The sequence below is a fragment of the Pseudomonas sp. G34 genome (assembly GCF_031119625.1).
GTDB lineage: Bacteria > Pseudomonadota > Gammaproteobacteria > Pseudomonadales > Pseudomonadaceae > Aquipseudomonas.
The window spans coordinates 23,472-43,446 of the sequence record NZ_JAVHZV010000003.1 but is presented as its reverse complement, the minus strand read 5'-3'; the positions used below and the strand labels follow the sequence as shown (position 1 = coordinate 43,446).

General features: G+C 64.9%; 16 protein-coding genes. 5 read left to right on the top strand and 11 right to left on the bottom strand.

All coding sequences use genetic code 11. The features are described from left to right. Positions 1 to 116: 116 nt before the first annotated feature. The 10 genes from QYS36_RS02010 to QYS36_RS01965 form a co-directional block, all read right to left on the bottom strand. A complete protein-coding gene (locus tag QYS36_RS02010; protein WP_308837910.1) occupies positions 117 to 1,205 on the bottom strand; it encodes an ABC transporter ATP-binding protein in 1,089 nt (362 codons plus the stop codon). A 117-nt stretch (positions 1,206 to 1,322) separates the two neighbouring features. Beyond that, entirely contained in the window at positions 1,323 to 2,783 is a 1,461-nt protein-coding gene (locus tag QYS36_RS02005) for an NAD-dependent succinate-semialdehyde dehydrogenase (RefSeq protein WP_308837909.1), read from the bottom strand. A gap of 198 nt (positions 2,784 to 2,981) precedes the next feature. After that, positions 2,982 to 3,779: an ABC transporter permease gene (locus QYS36_RS02000; RefSeq protein ID WP_308837908.1), complete on the bottom strand. Its 798-nt coding sequence runs from the start codon at positions 3,777 to 3,779 to the stop codon at positions 2,982 to 2,984. Continuing rightward, entirely contained in the window at positions 3,776 to 4,705 is a 930-nt protein-coding gene (locus tag QYS36_RS01995; RefSeq protein WP_308837907.1) for an ABC transporter permease, read from the bottom strand. The genes QYS36_RS02000 and QYS36_RS01995 overlap by 4 nt, the downstream gene beginning before the upstream one ends. Before the next feature lie 11 nt (positions 4,706 to 4,716). Beyond that, positions 4,717 to 5,769, bottom strand: coding sequence for an ABC transporter substrate-binding protein (locus QYS36_RS01990; protein WP_308837906.1), 1,053 nt, complete (start codon positions 5,767 to 5,769; stop codon positions 4,717 to 4,719). A gap of 327 nt (positions 5,770 to 6,096) precedes the next feature. Continuing rightward, positions 6,097 to 6,486 (bottom strand): thioesterase family protein, encoded by a 390-nt coding sequence (locus QYS36_RS01985; RefSeq protein WP_308837905.1) that lies wholly within the window; start codon positions 6,484 to 6,486, stop codon positions 6,097 to 6,099. 80 nt (positions 6,487 to 6,566) lie between these two features. Further along, positions 6,567 to 7,772: a 3-oxoadipyl-CoA thiolase gene (gene pcaF / locus QYS36_RS01980; RefSeq protein ID WP_308837904.1), complete on the bottom strand. Its 1,206-nt coding sequence runs from the start codon at positions 7,770 to 7,772 to the stop codon at positions 6,567 to 6,569. A 5-nt stretch (positions 7,773 to 7,777) separates the two neighbouring features. After that, positions 7,778 to 9,859 (bottom strand): 3-hydroxyacyl-CoA dehydrogenase NAD-binding domain-containing protein, encoded by a 2,082-nt coding sequence (locus tag QYS36_RS01975; protein WP_308837903.1) that lies wholly within the window; start codon positions 9,857 to 9,859, stop codon positions 7,778 to 7,780. After that, positions 9,852 to 11,963, bottom strand: a complete 2,112-nt coding sequence (locus QYS36_RS01970; protein ID WP_308837902.1) for an acetate--CoA ligase family protein — start codon at positions 11,961 to 11,963, stop codon at positions 9,852 to 9,854. The genes QYS36_RS01975 and QYS36_RS01970 overlap by 8 nt, the downstream gene beginning before the upstream one ends. After that, positions 11,960 to 12,757: an enoyl-CoA hydratase/isomerase family protein gene (locus QYS36_RS01965; RefSeq protein ID WP_308837901.1), complete on the bottom strand. Its 798-nt coding sequence runs from the start codon at positions 12,755 to 12,757 to the stop codon at positions 11,960 to 11,962. The genes QYS36_RS01970 and QYS36_RS01965 overlap by 4 nt, the downstream gene beginning before the upstream one ends. A gap of 549 nt (positions 12,758 to 13,306) precedes the next feature. Between QYS36_RS01965 and QYS36_RS01960 the strand changes: the two genes are divergently transcribed. The 3 genes from QYS36_RS01960 to QYS36_RS01950 all read left to right on the top strand — a co-directional run bounded on the left by QYS36_RS01960 (position 13,307) and on the right by QYS36_RS01950 (position 16,557). Next, entirely contained in the window at positions 13,307 to 13,837 is a 531-nt protein-coding gene (locus tag QYS36_RS01960) for a tripartite tricarboxylate transporter TctB family protein (protein ID WP_308837900.1), read from the top strand. Positions 13,838 to 13,847: 10 nt separating this feature from the next. Beyond that, the gene (locus QYS36_RS01955) at positions 13,848 to 15,341 is read left to right on the top strand and encodes a tripartite tricarboxylate transporter permease (RefSeq protein ID WP_308837899.1); all 1,494 of its coding nucleotides are present in this window, start codon (positions 13,848 to 13,850) and stop codon (positions 15,339 to 15,341) included. Positions 15,342 to 15,498: 157 nt separating this feature from the next. After that, positions 15,499 to 16,557 (top strand): AbrB family transcriptional regulator, encoded by a 1,059-nt coding sequence (locus tag QYS36_RS01950; RefSeq protein WP_308837898.1) that lies wholly within the window; start codon positions 15,499 to 15,501, stop codon positions 16,555 to 16,557. Between the two features lie 49 nt (positions 16,558 to 16,606). Here QYS36_RS01950 and QYS36_RS01945 read toward each other — a convergent pair whose 3' ends face one another. After that, positions 16,607 to 17,419 carry an IclR family transcriptional regulator gene (locus QYS36_RS01945; protein ID WP_308837897.1) on the bottom strand — a complete coding sequence of 271 codons (813 nt, stop codon included), beginning with the start codon at positions 17,417 to 17,419 and terminating at the stop codon, positions 16,607 to 16,609. 413 nt (positions 17,420 to 17,832) lie between these two features. On the opposite strand from QYS36_RS01945, the gene QYS36_RS01940 reads away from it, so the two are divergent. Then, the gene (locus tag QYS36_RS01940; RefSeq protein ID WP_308837896.1) at positions 17,833 to 18,720 is read left to right on the top strand and encodes a LysR substrate-binding domain-containing protein; all 888 of its coding nucleotides are present in this window, start codon (positions 17,833 to 17,835) and stop codon (positions 18,718 to 18,720) included. Between the two features lie 310 nt (positions 18,721 to 19,030). Continuing rightward, on the top strand, positions 19,031 to 19,972 hold the full coding sequence (locus tag QYS36_RS01935) for a tripartite tricarboxylate transporter substrate binding protein (RefSeq protein WP_308837895.1): 942 nt from the start codon (positions 19,031 to 19,033) through the stop codon (positions 19,970 to 19,972). Positions 19,973 to 19,975 lie beyond the last annotated feature (3 nt).

Genomic DNA, 19,975 nt, shown 5'->3' with positions numbered 1-19,975 from the left:
CGGATCGACTGTTTTGCAGCAGGGCTGCGAAATATTTCGCTGTGGGTGGCTCGGCTACTGTGTAAAGCCGAGGCCGACGGTGGCAGCAAGCAGCGGGCCACCGCCGGCGTTGCGGGTCAGGCGCCGGCGCGGGGCACCACGATGGTGTCTTCCGGATGCAGGCGCATCAGCATGGGCGAACCGATGGGCGGCAGGCTGAGATTGCCTTCGTGGTGGCTGGCTTGGCGCAGGCTGACGGTGGGGCCTGCTTCCAGGTCAACGAATACCTTGAGGCTTTCGCCTTGGAACACGATGTCGGCAACCCGCCCGCGCAGGCGATTCCATTCCGGGCCGGCACTTGGGTTGTCGAGCAGCAGTTTTTCCGACTGCAGGGCCAGAAAGACGTCACCGGAAGGGGGGATCGGGCGGCTGGTACGCAGCGCCGTGCTGCCCAGGCTCAGGCCATTGTCTGCCGTGCGCTGCAGGGGCACCAGGGTGCTTTCGCCGATGAAACTGGCGACGAAATCGTTGGCTGGATGGTCGTGCAGGCGCCGTGGCGTATCGACTTGCACCAGCTCGCCGCCGCGCATGATGGCAATGCGGTCGCTCATGGTCAGTGCCTCGCGCTGGTCGTGCGTCACGTAGATCATCGTCGCGCCAAGGCGCTTGTGCAGCGTGCGCAGTTCGATCTGCATGATCTCGCGCAATTGCTTGTCGAGCGCTGACAGCGGTTCGTCCATGAGAATCAGCTTGGGCTCGAAGACGATGGCACGCGCCAGGGCAACGCGCTGGCGCTGGCCACCCGACAGCGCCGCGATGTTGCGGTCTTCGTAGCCGCTCAGCTCGACGGTGGCCAGGGCGGTCTTGACCCGCTCACGGCTGTTGCTGGCGCTTTCGCCGCGGGCGCGCAGCGGGAAGGCGACGTTCTCGCCCACGGTCATGTGCGGGAACAGGGCGTAGTTCTGGAACACCACGCCGATTTCGCGCTTGTGCGGGGGCATCAGAGTGACGTCGCGCTCACCGAAGAAGATGCTCCCCGAACTGACCCGGATAAAGCCGCCGAGGATGCTCAGCAAGGTGGTCTTGCCGGAGCCGGATGGCCCCAGCAACGACATGAATTCACCCGCTTCAACCTTCAAGTCGACATTGTGCAGCGCCTTGAGACTGCCGTACTGCTTGCATACCCGGTTGACGCTGACCGATTCGAAACCTTCAGTGAACTGCATGGCGTGTCCTCTATGCACAAGGGAGTGGACGAAAATGGGCTGCCTGTCATCTGAACACAGCCATGGGCGGGGTTCGTGCCGTTTTGGGCGGCCGGAAAAACACGATCTGCTGCCCGGCTAGTTCAGCCCGCCGATGTGCCAGGCCTTCACTTCGAGGAATTCATCGAGGCCGTATTTGGAGCCTTCGCGGCCCGTGCCGGATTGCTTCATGCCGCCAAAGGGCGCGACTTCCATGGAGATCACCCCGGTATTGAGGCCGACCATGCCGAACTCCAGGCGCTCGCCCACGCGCCAGGCGCGGCGCATGTCCTGGGTGAAGTAATAGGCGCCCAGGCCGTATGGCGTGGCATTGGCCAGGGCGAGCGCTTCGGCTTCATCCTGGAAGCGGAACAGCGGCGCAACCGGGCCAAAGGTTTCTTCGTTGGCCAGCAGCATGTCGGCGCTGGCATCGCGCAATACGCTGGGTTGTACATAGAGGCCGTCGCCCTGGGGGGCGCCACCGGTAACCAGGCTGGCGCCTTTGTGCAGCGCGTCAGCGATATGCCGGGCGACCTTGTCCACCGCCGCGGCATTGATCAGCGGGCCGATGGTGACGCCCTCCTGCAGGCCGTCGCCGACCTTGAGTTGGCTGACCGCGGCACTCAGGCGCTCGACGAAGCGCTCGTAGATGCCGTCCTGCACCAGGATGCGGTTGGCGCATACGCAGGTTTGCCCGGCGTTGCGGAATTTGCTTTGCATGACGCCGGCAATGGCCAGGTCGAGGTCGGCATCGTCGAACACGATGAAGGGTGCGTTGCCGCCCAGCTCGAGGCTCAGGCGCTTGATGGTGGCCGCGCACTGGCTCATCAGCAACTGGCCGACGCGGGTGGAGCCGGTGAACGACAGTTTGCGGACTGCCGGGTTGGCGGTCATTTCGCCGCCCACGCCGGCCGGCAGGCCGGTCAGCACGTTGAACACGCCAGCCGGTATGCCGGCACGCTCGGCGAGTACCGCCAGGGCCAGCGCTGACAGCGGGGTCATTTCCGACGGTTTGACCAATACCGGGCAGCCGGCGGCCAGGGCCGGCGCGCACTTGCGGGTGATCATCGCGTTGGGGAAGTTCCACGGGGTGATCGCCGCGACCACGCCGATGGGTTGCTTGAGTACCAGAATGCGCCGGTCGGCGGCGGGCGAGGGGATGGTGTCGCCATAGATGCGTCGCGCTTCCTCGGCGAACCATTTGACGAAGCTGGCGCCATAGGCGATCTCGCCACGCGCCTCGGCCAGCGGCTTGCCTTGCTCGGTGGTCATGATCAGTGCCAGGTCTTCCTGGTTGTCGATGATCAGCCTGAACCATTTCTCCAGATAGCTCGCGCGCTCGGCGGCAGGCACTTCACGCCAGGTCGCGAAGCAGGCTTCGGCGGCCTGGATGGCGCGGCGGGTTTCGGCTGCCTGCAGGGCCGGCACACGGGCGATCAGCTCGCCGTTGGCCGGGTTGATCACGTCGATGGTGCTGCCGTCATCGGCTTCGATCCAGGCGCCGTTGGCATAGGCGCGTTCGACCAGCAGGGAAGGGTCGCGCAATTGGTTCTTCAACATGTTCAGGACCTTGAGGCTAGGTGGGATGGTTTCATTGTAAAAATCCCGCCCAGCGGCCGATGCCGAGATGGGGCGCCGGGCGGGTGATAGATGCTGAATTGCCAGGATTGGCAGCAGGCTATGCTGGCCGCCGGCTGGTTGCCCCAGGGACAGAACTGCCGGAGAAACTGGCAGCCTGCCCTGGGGGCCGTGAGGGGCTCAGGCCTGTTTGTTGCGCCCGGCGATCACCACCAGAATCAACGAGGCGAGAATCAGGATCGAGCTGATCGCGGCGATGGTCGGGTCGATTTCGTCGCGCAGGGCCGTGAACATGCGCTTGGTCAGCGTCTGGTTGTCGCCACCGGAGACGAACAGCGCCACCACCGTCTCGTCCAGCGAGGTAATGAAGGCGAACAGCGTCGCCGACACCACGCTGGGTTTGATCTGCGGCAGGGTCACCGCCATGAAGGCGCGAAAGCGATTCATGCCGAGGCTGCGGGCGACCATTTCCTGGGACATGTCGAAATTGCGCAGGCCAGCGAGCAGGGCGATGATCACGTAGGGCAACGCCAGCATGATATGCGCCAGCACCAGGCCGGTCAGCGTGCTGATCAGGCCGACCCGTGCGTAGACGAAGAACACCCCGGCAGCGATCAGGATGATCGGCACCATCATCGGCAGCAGCAGAATGATCTGCAGGGTACGCACCACCTTGAGGCTCGAGCTGTTGATCGCGTAAGCCGCCGCCATGCCGATTGGCAGGCTGATCAGCATGGTGAAGAACGCCGTGATCAGGCTGACCCTGGCCGCCGACATCCACTCGCGGCTGTTGAAGAACGCCTCGTACCAGGTCGTCGACCACTGTTTGGGCGGAAACTGCAAGAAGCGTGCTTCGGAGAACGACATCGGCACCACGATCAGCACCGGGATGATCAGGTACAGCAGGATCACCGTGACCAGCACAACGAACAGGACTTGCGACAGGCGCAGGTAGCGCAGTCTGGCGAACAGGTTCATGAGCGTGCCCCCAGAATACGTTCGATGGGAATGAAGCGATTGACCCCCCAGAAGATCAGGAATACCACCAGCAGCAGTACCAGGCCCACCGCGCTGGCGGCGCCCCAGGCGTGGTAGAGCTCGACGTTGCGCTGCACCAGCATCGACACCAGGATGGTGCGGCCACCGCCGAGCAGTTCCGGGGTAATGAAGAAGCCCAGGCAGATCACGAAGACCAGAATCGAGCCGGCCATGATTCCCGGCGCGGCCATGGGCAGGAACACCCGGCGGAAGGTGTAGAAGGGCTTGGCCCCCAGGCTTTCCGAAGCCTGCAGCAGATCCTGGGGGATCTTCTTCATCACCGCGTACAGCGGCAGCACCATGAACGGCAGCATCACGTGCAGGGTACCGATCACCGTGCCGGTGGTGTTGTGCATCAGGTTCAGCGGCTGGTCGATGATGCCCATGTCGATCAGCGTCTGGTTTACCAGGCCGCGGCGTTGCAGCAGTACCAGCCAGGCATAGGAGCGCACCAGGACGCTGGTCCAGAACGGCAGGATGACGCAGATCAGCACCAGGTTGGCCCAGAAACCTTGCAGGCGCGATGCCGCATAGGCGATCGGGAAACCCATGATGATCGACAGGATGGTGACCAGAAAGCTGATCTTGAAGGTCAGCGCGAAGGTATCCCAGTAGATCGGCTCGTTGAAAATGCGCAGGTAGTTGGCGAGGGTGAAACCCTCTTCGCTCTGCACCGACTGGAAGGTCAGCCAGCACAGCGGCAGGATCAGCAGCACCGCCACCATGACCAGCGCGGGGGCCAGCAGCAACAGCATCGAGGCGTGCTCCTTGCGCTCCTCTCGGGCCAGTGCTGCTTGATCGGGCGAGGGCGGGCCGCTGCGGCCACTGGCTTCGGCCAGGGGCTTGGCGAGATACGCGTTAGTCATGGGGCCTCCGATCACTTCTTCTGAACGAACGACAGCCAGCGCTCTTCGGCTTTGACGCCTTCCTCGGAGGCCCACCATTTGGCAGACAGCAGGGCCTGGCGAGCCAGGTTTTGCGGCGAGGAGGGCAGTTTGGCGGCACGCTCGTCAGGGATCACGCCAGTCTTGAAGGCTTCGGGGTTGAGCGGGCCGTAATCGATGATCATCGGCAGGGCTGCCTGCAGCTTGGCGTCGATGGCCTCGTTGACGAACTTCATCGCCGCTTCCTTGTGGGGCGTGCCCTTGAGCACGCACAGCGAGTTGGTTTCCAGAATGCCCTGGTTGTAGTCGAACGCGACGGGTGCGCCGGCCTGCTGGACCGCGCTGATACGGCCGTTCCAGGCCTGGATCATATCGACTTCACCGTCGCTGATCAGCTGCGCCGACTGGCCGCCGGAAGTCCACCAGGTGGCGATATTCGGCTTGATTTCTTCGAGCTTCCTGAAGGCCCGTTCGACGTCCATGGGGTATAGCTTGTCAGCCGCAACGCCATCGGCGAGCAGGGCAATTTCCAGGGTCGGGCGCGGCAGATTGCGCAGCGAGCGTTGCCCTGGGTATTTCTTGGTATCCCAGAAATCCGCCCAGGTTTTCGGCGCGGAGTCTTCATCGAAGGCGTCGGTGCGGTAGGCCAGCACCGTGGAGTAGCTGATATAGCCGACGCTGTAATCGTCTTTCAACTCGGCGGGAAGTTGTGCGGCATTGGGAATCAGCGCCATATCGAGCTTCTCGAACAAGCCTTCCTGTACGCCGCGAATGCAGTCGCCGGTGGGCAGGTCGACCACATCCCAGGTGACCTTGCCACTTTCCACCTGGGTCTTGATGATCGGATAGGCCTTGGGCGAGCTGTCCTGCTTGAGCGTCAGGCCAAGCTTCTTGGCGGCCGGCTCGAGAATCGCCTTGGTCTGCGCCTCCTGATAGGCGCCGCCTTGGGAGACGAATGTAATGTCTTCTGCAGAGGCGTGGCTGGCGATAGTGCTCAGCATCGCCAGGGTGATACCGCTGATTGCGTTACCGGGGAATTTTTTCATCGTGGGCTCCGAAGGGGTGGCAGATTCAAAAGGCGAATTAGAGGTTTTATTCGGGTCGCTCTGCGGGAGCATGCAACCTTTAATGTACTGGCAAGCAACTGGTCGAAATGGATACAAATGGGCAGCCGTGGAGTGCTTTATTGCGAAAAGCAGGCAGGCGGCAGCATGTCCTGCGCTGATCAGGCGGGGCGGCTGGAAAAGGGGCTGGAGAGGGCGCGAGGCCTGGCCTGAAACACTGGGCGCGGTGCCGCCAACGCGGGCGACGAGCAGACCTTGGTCGCCGAGAAACGCAAGCCGCTCGCGGCCGTCCTCGGCAACCCGCCCTGGTTACGCCAGCAGATGGGGGCGCAGCAAGGTCCTTTCCGCGTCAGGTACGCGTATCGGTTTTCGCGTCTCGGCGTCCATGGTTATCACCGTGGTACGCGCCTGCACGCATGGCTGGTCGTTCTGCCACAGTTCCTGAACGAAGCAGATGGAGCTGTTGCCGATGCGTTCGACGGCCGTGCGAACCGTAACGGGCGTGCCCCAGTGCAGCTCCCGGCTGAAATCGACGTTCAGGTTGACCACCATGGTCGGCACCCGGGAGCCCAGTTCTTCGCGAAACAGCGCCGCGCGGCCGTCGGCCAGCCAGACGGGAATCACGGTGTTGTTGATATGCCCGCGCATGTCGGTCTCGCTGAAGCGCGGCTTGATCGAGGCTTCGAAGAAAGGGCTCATGATCCTCTCCTGGGTTGGCCGCCTTCGTCCGGCTGCAGGCAGGCTGTCAGCCGGACGGAGGCGGGCGTAGTCAGCGTTTTTCAGAGCCGCTCGATGATCAGCGCCACACCCTGGCCGACCCCGACGCACATGCTGCACAGCGCATAGCGGCCCTGCTGGCGCTCCAGCTGGTTCAGCGCGGTGGTGACCAGCCGCGCCCCGGAGGCGCCCAGCGGATGGCCGATGGCGATGGCACCGCCGTTGGGGTTGACCCGTGGGTCGTCGTCCCGCAGCCCCAGGCGCCGGCACACGGCGATGGCCTGCGCGGCGAAGGCCTCGTTGAACTCGATCACGTCCATCTGCTCGATGTTCAGGCCGCTCAGGCCCATGACCTTTTCCACCGCCGGTACCGGGCCCATGCCCATCAGGCGCGGGGCGACGCCGGCAGTGGCCATGGCCACCACCCGGGCGCGTGGCTTGAGGCCGTGACGGTCGACGGCTGCGCCACTGGCCATCAGCAGCGCGCAGGCGCCATCGTTGATGCCCGAGGAGTTGCCGGCGGTCACCGTGCCGTCGGCCTTGACCACGCCCTTCAGGCCGCCGAGCGCGTCGAGCGTGCTGTCCGGGCGTGGGTGCTCGTCCTGGCTGACGATGCGCTCGGGCTTGCGCGGCTGGGTGATGGTCACCGGCATGATTTCCTTGGCGAAAAAGCCCGCCTCCTGGGCCTGTTGCCAGCGCTGTTGGCTGCGCAGGGCAAAGGCATCCTGGTCGGCACGCGACACGCCTTCTTCCTCGGCCACGTTCTCGGCGGTCAGGGTCAGCGCGTCGACGCCGTACAGCGCCTTCATCTTCGGGTTGACCAGGCGCCAGCCGATGGTGGTGTCTTCCAGTTGCTGGCCGCGGGCAAAGGCCTGTTCCGCCTTGGCCAGTACATAAGGGGAGCGGCTCATGCTTTCGACGCCGCCGGCGATCATCAGCTGCGCCTCGCCGCAGCGCAGGGCGCGGGCGGCGCTGCCCACCGCATCGAGGCCGGAGCCGCACAGGCGGTTGAGGGTCGCGCCGGGTACCGAGATCGGCAGGCCCGCCAGCAGCGCGGCCATGCGCGCGACGTTGCGGTTGTCTTCGCCGGCCTGGTTGGCGCAGCCGTAGATCACCTCGTCGAGCAGGCCCCAGTCCAGGCCGGGGTTGCGCGCCATCAGCTCGGCGATGGGCAGGGCGGCCAGGTCATCGGTGCGAACCGCGGACAGCGCACCGTTGAAACGGCCGAACGGCGTGCGGATCGCATCGCAGATATAGGCTTCTGACATTTTCCTCACTCCTTCTCTGGCTTGGCGCCAGGTTTCAGCAGGGTGGCATCGCCACGCTCCTGGCCTTTGCCGGAGGCTTCGACGAAGCCATCCAGGGCGGCATTCAACTCACTCGAACCCATGCTGCGGGCGATGAAGATCGGGCCGCCGCGCCAGCGCGGGAAACCGTAGCCATGGACGAGGGCGATATCGATATCCTCCGGGCGCTGGCAGACGCCCTGCGCGAGCAGCAGCAGGGCTTCGTTGATCAGTGCCAGCACGGCGCGCTGCTGGATTTCCTGATCACTGAAGGCTTTGGCTTCGATGCCTTGTTCACGGCGATAGCCGGCGATGATCTCGGCGACGGTGCTGTCGCTCTGTGGCTTGTTGTCCTCGCCGTAGCGGTAGTAGCCCCTGGCCGTCTTGCGGCCGAGGCGACCGGCTTCGCAGAGCAGATCGGGGATACCGACGTAGCGGCGCAGGTGGCGTGTGGCGGCGGTCTGCTGGCGCATCCGCCAGGCGATATCCAGGCCCGACATGTCGGCTACCTTGAACGGGCCCATGGCGAAACCGTATTGCTCCAGGGCCGCGTCGATCTGTTCGGGGCTGGCGCCTTCTTCGAGCATGAACTCGCACTGGCGGCGATAGGCCGCGTACAGGCGGTTGCCGACGAAGCCCCAGGCGTTGCCGACGACGATGGCTTTCTTCTTCAGGCGCTCGGCGAATTTCAGCGCCGTGCACAGTGCTTGCTCGCCGGTCGAACGGCCGCGCACCACTTCCAGCAGGGCCATGCGCTGCGCCGGGCTGAAGAAATGCAGGCCGAGCACGCGCTCGGGGTGGGGGATGCCTTTGGCGATCGCGTCGATATCCAGATAGGAGGTGTTGGTCGCCAGCAGGGTGTCGCGGCTCGCCTGTGCGGCGAGTTGCCCGAACAGCGCCTGCTTGGCAGCCAGGTCTTCGATGATCGCTTCGATCACCAGGTCGGCCTTGGCGACGGTCTGGACGTCCTGACTGGCCGTGAGGCGAGCGAGGATGGCATCGCGCTTGTCGGCGCTCAGACGCTGGCGCTCCACATCGCGCGCCAGCTCGTCTTCGATGCGCTTGACGCCTGCGGCGAGCGCTTGCGCATTGAGTTCGAGTAAGTCCACCGTGCAGCCGGCCTGCAGTGCGCACAGGGCGATACCGCTACCCATGGTGCCGGCACCGATGACCGCGACCCGTTCCAGCACCCGTGCTTCTGTCGGTTGCGCCGGGACATAGGGCTCGGCGCGCTCGGCGAAGAACAGGTAGCGCAGGGCCTGGGCCGGCTGGCTGCCGCGCAGGGCGAGAAAGGCCGCGCGCTCTTTGCCGATGGCCTGGGCGAAGCTCATCTCATCGGCGGCCAGCAGCACCTCGGCGGCAACCGCCGCCGCCGGCAGGCCGCGCGCGGCGGCCACCAGCTTCTGGGCCCGCGCATGCAGGGCGGTCTTGTCCTCGGCGGCCACGGGGCGCGCGCTCAGCGGCCGCTTGCCGCCCTGGTATTGGCGGGCAAAGGCCAGCGCTTCGGCCTGTTGCTCGGCTTCCTCGCTGGCGCTCAGCAGATGATCCACCAGGCCCAGTTCCAGGGCCTTGGTGGCCTTGATCGGTTTGCCGCTGAGGATCATCTCCAGCGCCGTGCCCAGACCGACCGCGCGAGGCAGACGCTGGGTGCCGCCGGCCCCGGGGATGATGCCCAGCGTGACTTCCGGCAGGCCCAGGTTGGCAGTGACCGTGGCCAGGCGAACATCGCAGGCCAGGGCCAGCTCCAGGCCGCCACCCAGGGTGTGCCCCTTGATCAGCGCGATCACCGGAAGGGGGCAGGCTTCCAGGGCCGCAGTGACCTGGGGCAGGGTGGGCTCGCTCGGCTCGTTGTCCAGCTCGCGCAGATCGGCGCCGGCCATCAGGTTGCGCCCGGCGCCGGTCAGCAGCACCGCACGGGCCCGCGCCCTATCCAGGCTCGCCAGGGCGTTGAGGATGCCTCTTCGGACGGCATCGGTGCTGCTGTTGACCGGCGGGTTGTCGAGGGTGATCACGGCGATCTCACCCTCGTAGGCCAGGTGAACCTGGCCGTTGCTCGGGGCTTCAGCCATGACGGCGTTCTCCGCTGACGTGCTCCAGCACCAGTACGGCGTCGGCCGCCACCACGCCCTGGCCTTCGGGCAGGACGAACAGCGGGTTGATTTCGGCCGTTACCAGGCGCTCGCCAAAGGCGGCGACCAGCGCGGAGAAATTGACGATGGCCTGGGCCAGTGCTTCGGTATCGCGACGCTTGGAACCGCGATAGCCGTCGAGCAATGGCCAGGTGATCAGCTGCCGCATCATCGAGTGGGCCTGCTCCAGGGTCAGGCCGCCCTGCTCGGGCAGCATGCGCAGCGCGGTGTCCTTGTACAGCTCGGCGGTGACGCCGCCGGCACCCAGCAGAATGGTGGTGCCCAGGGCGTCGCGGTTGGCGCCGAGAATCAGCTCGTGACCGCCGGCGACCATGGCTTCGACGAGGAAGCGATCCGGGCGATAGCCGACATGGCCGGCCACTTCCGTGACCATCTTGTCGAAGCGCGCACCGATGCTGTCGGCCGTCTGCTGCAGGGCCACGCCGCCGATATCGCTCTTGTGCAGCAGCTTGGCGTCCAGCACCTTGAGCACCACTGGATGTTCCAGTTCACGAGCGGCCTGCACGGCCTCCTCGCGGCTGGCGACCACGCGGCTCTGCGGCACGCGCAGCCCTACCTGGCTGAACAGCGCCTTGGCGGCGGCCTCATCGAGCGAGCCTGCGGCCTGCTCGACCATCGCGGGCAACGGGATGCGCGGCGCGGCTGCCAGGTTGGGCAGCGGCTGCGCGATGAGATCCAGTGCGGCGAGCACGGCGCTGCAGCTTTCCGGCGAGCTGAAGCCCGGAATGCCGGCGCTGTTCAGGCGCTTGAGGGTATCGGGTGCATGAGGGCTGACGTAGGCCAGCACCGGTTTGTCGTTGGTATTCAGGCAGTCCTGGATGGCGCAGACCACCAGGTCCGGCATGGCCAGGCCCGAGGAGCCGATGATCACCACCAGCGCGTCGTAGCTGTCGCTGGCCAGCAGGGTGCGGATCGCCTGGCGCAGCAGGTCGGGTTGCAGGCCGGCCAGGGTCACATCGATCGGGTTGCGGTCGAGGGCGGTGGGGGTGTCGCCCTGCAGGGCGCGCAGCTTCTCGGCGGTGGCGGCATCCGGGGCCGGGGTGTCGAAATGGTTCATGCCCAGGCTGTCGGCGATCAGTGTGCCAGCGCCGCCGGTGGAGGTCAGGATGGCCACACGGCGGCCAGCCAGGCGGCGCCCGGCGACCAGTACGGCGGGGATGTCGAGAAATTCGTCGAAGGTGTTGGCGCGGATCACTCCCAGTTCGCGGAAGAAGGCATCGTAGACGCGGTCTTCGCCGGCCAGTGCGCCAGTGTGGGAGCTGGCGGCGCTGGCGCCGGCTTCGGAACGGCCGATCTTGAACACCACCAGGGGTTTGCCGGCCGCACGGGCGCGCAGCGCCACTTCGCGGAAGCGTTGCGGGTTGCGCACGCTTTCCAGGTACAGGGCGATGACCTTGGTGTTGTGGTCGTCCACCAGGTAGTCGATGAAGTCGCTGACTTCCAGATCCACTTCGTTGCTGGTGGAGATCAGCGAGGAGAGACCGATGCCACGGCCGGCGGCACGGGAGAGCAGGGCGCCGAGAATGCCGCCGCTCTGCGAGACCACCGCAACATGGCCGGCGGGCAGGTTGCTGACCTCCAGGGCGCCGCTGGCGGACAGCGGGATGCGTGCCGACAGGTTGACCAGGCCGATGGTATTGGGGCCGAGAATGCGCATCGAACCGGCGGCGGCTTTCAGCTCCTCCTGCAGGTCCAGGCCGCCTTCACCGGCTTCGGCGAAGCCGCTGGCCAGCACCACCGCCGCCTTGCAGCCGATCCTGGCCAGCGAGCGCACGGCCTCGATGCTGCGCTTGGCGCTGAGCAGCACCAGGCCGACATCCGGGGCCTGGGGCAGCTCTTCGATGCTGGCGTAGCAGGGCAGCCCCTGGATCTCACTGGCTTTCGGGTTGACCGGGTAGATGGCGCCCGTGAAGCCATGCTTGAGCAGGTAGGAAACCGGGCGCCCCGAGGTCTTGCTGGCATCTGCCGAGGCGCCGATGACCGCGACGCTTTTCGGGTTGAGCAATGCGTCGAGCGGGTTCATTTGCCGGCCTCCTTGGCGCTGTCGAGGAAGGCCTGCACCGAGGCGCGGTGTTCCCGCGAGGTGTAGCAGATGCCCTGGGCCTTGCTGCCCTCGGCGAACACCTGCTGTTCGGCCATCTCGTAGCTGCGGTTGATGATGGATTTGGTCAGGGCGGTGGCGGTGCGCGAGCCGCGGCTCATCTCGTCGGCCATGGCCATGGCGCTGCTCAGCAGATCGTCGGCCTCGCAGAGGCGGTCGGCGATACCCAGCGCCAGCGCCTCTTCGGCGGCCACGCGGCGGCCACTGAAGATCAGCGCCTTGGCCCGGGCCAGGCCGACGCGGCGTGGCAGGAAGTACAGGCCGCCACCATCGGGGATCAGGCCACGGGCGATGTAGGCCCAGGTGAAGGTGGCCGGGCGCGCGGCGACCACGAAGTCGCAGGACAGCGCCAGGTCGGCGCCCAGGCCGGCAGCGGCGCCATTGACCGCGGCGATGGTGGGAATCGGCAGGTTGAGCAGCAGGCTGGCGGCATAGTGCACGCCTTGCTGGCGCTCCCAGCCATTGAAGCCGACCTCGGCCGGATCGGCCTCCATACGGGCCTGCATGCCGGCGATATCGCCGCCCGCGCAGAAGCCCTTGCCCGTGCCGGTGATGATGAGCGCACGAACGCTGCGATCGCTACGCACCTTCTCCAGCAACTGGACCAGTTCGGCGCGCATGGCGTCGCTCATCGCATTGCGTTTTTCTGGCCGGTTCAGGGTCAGGACGGCAATGCCGTTTTCCTGATTGAAGTTGATGAGAGTGTTCTGGCTCATTATTGGCTCTCTTGTATTTAAATAAACCGATTCGAGGTGTGCCTGGCGCAAGGGCAGGTCATGAAACTAACTGGCGCTTTGAACCTTGGGTTCTTCAGTCATCCTGCCGAACATTCTTGAGTCAGCACGCCTGCTGTTCAAATGACTAAAGATGTCGATTGCTCTAACAAAACGTTGGGATGTCGCGGCAGTGACAATCGACTTGTTCAGTCACGCGCACTAACGGGGGCAGGAGAGTGCTCGCCAGCTCCCGTATTGCGGCGTCTGCAGGCGGTTTTTCCTGAGCATTGGCCGGGCCTGACAAACAACTTGCTGCTCTAGGCCAAATAAATTCTCAGTTCAGGGCGGTTGGGCGTTCAGTCATAGTGAGTGCGCAGTAAGAACGACGGGTTGAGACTGCCGGTTAGCGAATCCACGGCTGATTGCTGGCAAAGGATCGAGTTATATCCAGTGGCATTCAGTACGTGGACAACCCAATAAAATAAAAACAAGCACGCCACTGGCAGGCGTGAAAATCCGTGGCCTGGGTCGCGGAGAGAGGAAGTGCAAATGAACACATCAAGTGCGTCGCCAACCTCGCAAACAACGCAGGCGTCCACGCCGGGTTCGCGCAACGCGGAGCCTGCGCTCAAAGCCCCGGCGGGGGTGTTGGATGTTGTTGCCGGCGTTGTCCTGTTTGCCGCGTTCGGCCTGTATGGCTGGTATGCCTGGCAACTGCCCGGGCCGATGAATCCCAATGGCATAGGCGTCGGTGAGTTCCCGCTGATCATCGCCGTGACCAGCCTCGTCGCCGTGGCGCTGATGCTCGCTGTCGGGGTGGTCAAGTGCGTGCGGCGCTCGGCCCATCCGGTGGTCACCACCTGTCGCCCCCTGTCGGTGGTGCTGGCCGCTCTGGTACTGCTGGCTATCGGCGCCTACCTGGACAGGCTGGGGCCCCTGATCGGCGTCGCGGTCATCTCTGCGCTGACCATGCTCGCCGCGGGTGAGCGTCGGCCCATGCAGATCATTGCCGTTTCTCTGGGCTTGAGCCTGGGGTTGTATGCGGTGTTCGTCCTGGCTCTCGGCGTCAGCTTTTCTTGAGGTAACCCCCATGTTCGAAAATATCCTGATCGGGTTCTCGGCCTTTGCCGACCCCTTGGTGCTGGTCGGCCTGATCGTCGGTGCGCTGCTGGGCTACATGATCGGTGCGTTACCCGGCCTGGGCCCGAGCCTCGGCGTTGCCTTGCTGATTCCCTTCACCTACAGCCTCGATCCGCTGGTCTCGATCGTCACGCTGATCTCGCTGTATGCCGCGGCCGAATATGGCGGGGCGATTTCCGCGATTCTCATCAACTCGCCGGGAACCGCGGCTGCAGTGGCCACTTCCTGGGATGGTTTTCCGCTGACCCAGCAAGGCAAGGCGGGGGTAGCGCTGAACATATCCATCATCTCGTCGGGCCTGGGTATCTTTATCAGCGCCTTCCTGTTGCTGGTAACCGCCGTTCCGCTTTCCGAGTTCGCGTTGAGTTTCGGCCCTACCGCCTATTTCGCACTGGCGGTGCTGGGGTTGAGCCTGGTCTCCACGCTCTCCAATGGCTCTGCAGCCAAGGGCGCTATCGCCATGGGCATTGGCCTGGCGCTGGCAACCGTTGGCCTGGACACGCAGACGGGTATCCCGCGCTTCAGCCCCAATCCCGAGTTCTTCGAAGGCTTCCACCTGGTGCCCGTGCTGTTGGGGTTGTTTGCGCTTTCCGAAGTGCTGTTCATGGTCGAAGCAGGGGCTAGTGGCAAGACCAAAAGCCACCCGATGACAGGGATACTTGCGGTTCCCCTGAAAACCTTCGGGCAATTGAAATACAACCTGTTGAGAAGCTCCGTGCTTGGCTACGTCATCGGCGTGATCCCGGGTGCTGGTGCTTCCATTGCTTCCTTCGTGGCGTACGCCGTTTCGAAGAAGGCCTCGAAAACGCCCGAGCAATTCGGCAAGGGCAGCATCGAGGGCATCGCCGCCTCGGAGTCGGCCAACAACGCCGCGGTATCCGGCGCACTGGCACCGCTGTTCGCGCTGGGCATCCCGGGCTCGCCGACAACCGCCATCATGATCGGTGCCCTGATGATCCATGGCATCCAGCCGGGGCCGTTGCTGTTCACCACCAACCCGGAGATCCCCTACACCGTCATCGCGGCGTTGTGGGTCAGCGTGCCGGTGATGATCTTCATTGGCCTGGCCGGGGCGAAGTACTGGGCGAAGGTGGCGGACATCCCGCGCCCGGCGGTCGCGGCGACGGTAACCGCCATCTGCCTGATGGGCGCTTACGCCTCCGAGAACTCGATGTTCCCGGTCTATCTCACCCTGGCCTTCGGCGTGCTCGGTTATGTGCTGCGCAAGCTGGATATCCCGCTCGCTCCCATCATCCTGGCCCTGGTACTGGGGCAAATGCTCGAGACCAATTTCCGCCGGGCGCTGGTCATCTCCAATGGTGATTATTCGGTGTTCTACAGCAGCCCGCTGACGCTGGTTCTGCTGGCGGTTGCGGTGTTGTCCTTCGCATTGCCTGCGCTGAAGTTCCTGTGCGGCAGGTTCACCCGTCAGCGCCTCGCCTGAAGGCGGCCACCCTGGCGCTGGGTGTTCGCTCGGCCAGGGTGGATGTGGAAACTCGGGGCCCGCAACGACAGAGCCGGCATGGCGCGCCGTTGCGGGCCGTTTCGTATGCGCCATGGGCGTTCGCCGATGCTCAGAGGGGCCCTGAAAGGGGAGCGTGATGGTTATGAATCTTTCCGGCCTGGTTCGGTTGCTTGCGCTGTATGGGCTGTGCTGCGCCATGGGGCGGCTGTTCGTGGCCATCGGCATGCCCTTGCCGTACATGATCGGGCCGTTGCTGCTGACGGCCGCCCTGTACATCACGGGGGTGATGAAAACGCCCATCTCGGCCAGAACCCGGCCCTACGGGCAAATGATCATCGCCTCCACGGTAGGCCTGGCATTTACCCCGGAGGCCTTGCTGGTGATCCTCGAAATGGGCCCTGAGATCGTTGGCCTGGCTGTTCTGACCGGGCTCTGTGCGCTGTTCGTGTCTTTGCTGCTCAAGCGCTTTAGCCGCCTCGATTATTCCACTGCCTTGCTCTGCACCCTGCCCACCAGCCCGGTGGAGGCCGCGGTGATCGCCGAGCGATTCGGCCTGGACAAGGGCGTGGTGGTGCTGTCGCAGACCATCCGCATCGCCAGCGTCGTGGTGATCATCCCCATTGCCCTGTATGTGGCCGACGGTTGGCCGGGCAATGCGGGGCGCACCCTGGGGGCGGCCGGGGCCCTGGATGTCGGCGGCATGGCGCTGTTGGCCGTCGCCGCGCTGGCGGGGGCCGTGCTGTTCAAATGGCTGAGGCTGCCGAACCCGTATTTCTTCGGCGCCTTGCTGGTCAGTGCGGCGGTGTCCAGCAGCGGTTTGCCGGTCGCGCCGTACCCATCGCTGGTGCTGGCCATGGCCCAGGTGGTGCTGGGCACCTGGCTGGGCTCGGTGTTCACCCGCGAGCTGTTCGTGGAGATGAAGCTGACGCTCTCGATCATCCTGTCCATGCTCTTGTTCCTGTTCCTGACCAGCCTGATGGCGGTGGCGTTCGCCGGGCTGACCGGGTTGCCCTGGGAGGTCATGGTGCTCAGCGCCGCGCCCGGCGGGGTCACGGAAATGGCCTTGACCGCGCAGTTTCTCGGCTACAGCGTGGCCATCATCGTGTCCTTCCAGATCGTGCGTATCTGCATCTTCATGCCGGGGGTGCACGGGTTCATCGCCCTGGCCCGGCGCTTCGAGGCAAGAGGCGGGTGAAGGGGGATTGGCCGTGCCGGCGAGGTTCAATGGGCGAGTGGCGTAGTGGTCATCGCGCACTCAACTCGCTGCTGATGGCCTGCGCCAATTGCAGTAGCGGTTGGCCGTAGCGCGCGCTCACCCGGTCGATGCCTTCGCGGGTCGACAGGCTGATATTGAGGGCGTGGCCGCGGTAGCCGGGCAGGTCGAGGGGCATGGCTATCGAGACCACCTGGGGTTGCCAGGACGCTGCGCAGTAGCCCAGGCTTTCGACGCTGCGCATGGCCGCCTCGATTTCCTCGCTCAGCGTTGCCCAGCGCGCGGCGCAGCGGCGTGCCTGGAAATGCGCCAGCAGCGAACGCCGCTGCGCCTCGTCCTGGGTCGCCAAGGAGGCACGCCCGAGTGCGGTCAGCTCCATGGGCAGGCGCTGCCCGCTGGCGATGGTGCGCGGAGACTTGCGCGTGCCCAGGCGGATCGACTCCAGATAGACCATTTCATCGCCATCCGCGGCGGCCAGGCCGACGTTCACCTGCAGTTGCCGGGCGACCTGGCGCATCAGCGGGGCCGCTACCCGTACCAGCGAACTGCCGTGATACAGGCTATGGGCCAGGCTGAGCAGCGAGCAGGCCAGCCGGTAGGCGCCGCTGGGCGGGTGGTAGTCCAGAAAGCCGGCCCGTACCAGCGTCTGCGTGAGGCGGCTGACGGTCGACCTGGAAAGGCCCGTCCTCTCGCTCAGCTCCCCGTTGGTCAGGTATTCACTGCCCGGGCGAAAGGCCCGCAACAGATCCAGGCCTCGCTCCAGCGAACGATTGGGCGTCGATTTGCCCTGGCCGGGGAGGGCCGATGGCGTCGCTTCGCTGCGCCTGGCTTGGGGACTCTTCATCGCTTCTCTCGAATGTTCGTGGACGCTGCGGGCGGTTGCGCCGCAGTTGAGTGCTGGCCGATTGTCTGCGCGCACCCGGCCGAGCCTGCCCGCCTGGGCGCATGTGTGCATGCCGCCGGGAGGATACCCCGTGCATGCGAAGCCATTCCATAGAGTGGAATGGTTCGGTTGAACATCCGCGGCGCGATTGCATAATCGAGGGGCAATTCCCATAACAACAAGTAGGTCTTCATGAACAGCTCCTCGCCTGCCGCCCCCTGGGCGTGCCCCTCGTTCGCGCCGACTTCGCGCGTGGCGCCAACGACGCCCGGGTGATCATCAGCTACCCGCTCAGCCTTCTCTGACCCCGTGCACCAGCCGACAGGCCATTGCCTGGCAGCGGCTGGTGCCTTTCGCGTCATCATGGTGATCCAATGAAATTCCCCCTTCCACCCTTGAACCCCCTGCGAGCCTTCGAGGCCGCGGCGCGGTTGTGCAGCCTGACCAGCGCGGCCGAGGAACTGAACGTCTCGCAGGTGGCCGTCAGCCGCCAGGTGCGGGTGCTCGAGGAGTATTTCGGGGTGGCGCTGTTCCGGCGCCTGCACCGGGGCATCGAGCTGACGCGCGAGGGCAAGGAGCTCTACGAGGGCATCACCCGGGCGTTCCAGGACATCAGCAGTGCGGCGCGCAAGGTGTCGCGCCGAGGGCGGCGCGATATCCTCTCGATCCAGTCCTACACGACCTTTTCGCAGCGCTGGCTGATTCCCCGGCTGGCCAATTTTCACGAGGCCCACGAGTCGACCGAGATCAGGCTGTCGTCGTCGCTGGCGCCGGTGGATTTCGACACCCAGAACATCGATGCCTCGATTCGTTCGGGGCACGGCGACTGGCCCGATCTGCACGCGGAAAAACTCGTCGATATCGAACTCATCCCCATCTGCTCGCCAACCCTGATGGCGTCCGCCAAGCTCGAGACCCCGCAGGATCTTGCCCGGGTGCGTTTGCTGCATTCCATGGCGCGGCCCAACGACTGGGCAAGCTGGCTGTCGTCCATCGTCAGCCGGGTCGATGCCGACAGCGGTATCCGCTTCGATAACTCGGCACTGGCTTACGAGGCCGCCTCGATGAACATCGGCGTGGCCGTGGCGGTCAAGGCGTTCGTCGAACGCCAGTTGAAGAACGGCAGTTTCATCGCGCCTTTCGAGCACACCTGCAAGACCGGCGAAGGCTATTACCTGACCTGGCCGCGCAACATGAAGCCTTCGGAACCGCTGCTGAAATTCCTCTCCTGGATGCGCGAGCTGCTGGCGCAGACCGATTGAGCGTCGTTGCCGTTACGGCCTCCCGCCGGTGATCCGGCATTGCGCTTGGCAGGTACTTATAACGGTTGTGACCCGTCGTGCCCGAGCGCCTGCCGCCTGCGCTCGAGTGCCTGGCGCGCTGCCCAATATAAAGGCCCGCTTTGGCTGACAAATCGTCAGTACCGCCTCCGCTGGATATTTGCGAGCCTTGATTCAGGGGCTGACCCCATAGCGAATTAAAAAAATAACATCCGTCGGAGATCGTCAGAAAATGCTAAGCAAAGCTGGAAACAAGGCCCGTCACTGCCTGGGTGCAAGCGTACTGGCTGCCATGACAATGCTCGCTGCGGTCGATGCCGCGTTGGCCGAAGGCGAGTGGCGCCCCACCGGTCCCGTCAACATGGTCATGCACACGGCAGCGGGCGGCACCGCGGACGTGTTCATCCGAACCCTGGCCAAGAACCTGGAGCCGGAGATCGGCCAGAAGGTGATCGTCATCAACGCACCGGGTGGCGGCGGCGCCGCACAGATGACGCGGGTTCGCGCCGCCCGCCCGGATGGCCTGACGCTGGGGGTCAATACCCTGTCGCACTTCACCAGCATGCTGACCAATCTCAAGGGCACCTACGCCATCGATGATTTCTCCTGGATCGCCTCGACCCAGGAGGATGCCATTTTGCTGTTCGTCAAATCCGATTCCGAGATCAACAATCTGGACGACCTGATCGCCAAGGCCAAAGCCAACGATGGCCAGGTCAATGTCGGCGGCTTCGGCCCGGCGGGCTCCATGCAAAGCCTCGGCATCTCGATGCTGGAGAAGGCCGCCGGGGTCAAGTTCAACTGGGTCGCCTTCAACTCCACCCCGGATATCACCGCGGCCCTGCTCGGCGGGCATGTCGATGTCGGGGTCTCCAACCTCGGCGCCGTCAGCTCCTTCTTCGACGCCGAACGTATCGAGGGCCTGGGTGTGCTGGGCAAGGATCGGCTCACCGGTCTGCCCGATGTGCCGACCTTCGCCGAACAGGGTTATGAGGTGGACACCAGCTGGCTGCAGGTTCGCGGGGTATTCGGGCCGGCGAACATGCCCAAGGAACTGCAGCAGCAGATCGCCGATGCCATCCACAAGGCGATGCGCTCGGAGGAATACCAGAACTACGCGCGCAACGCAGGCGTGGTGGATTCCTGGATGGGCCCCGAGGAGTACACCAGCTTCGTCAAGCGGGTGACGGACGTGGCGCAAACCCAGCTCAAGGCAGCCGGCTACATTCAATAAGGC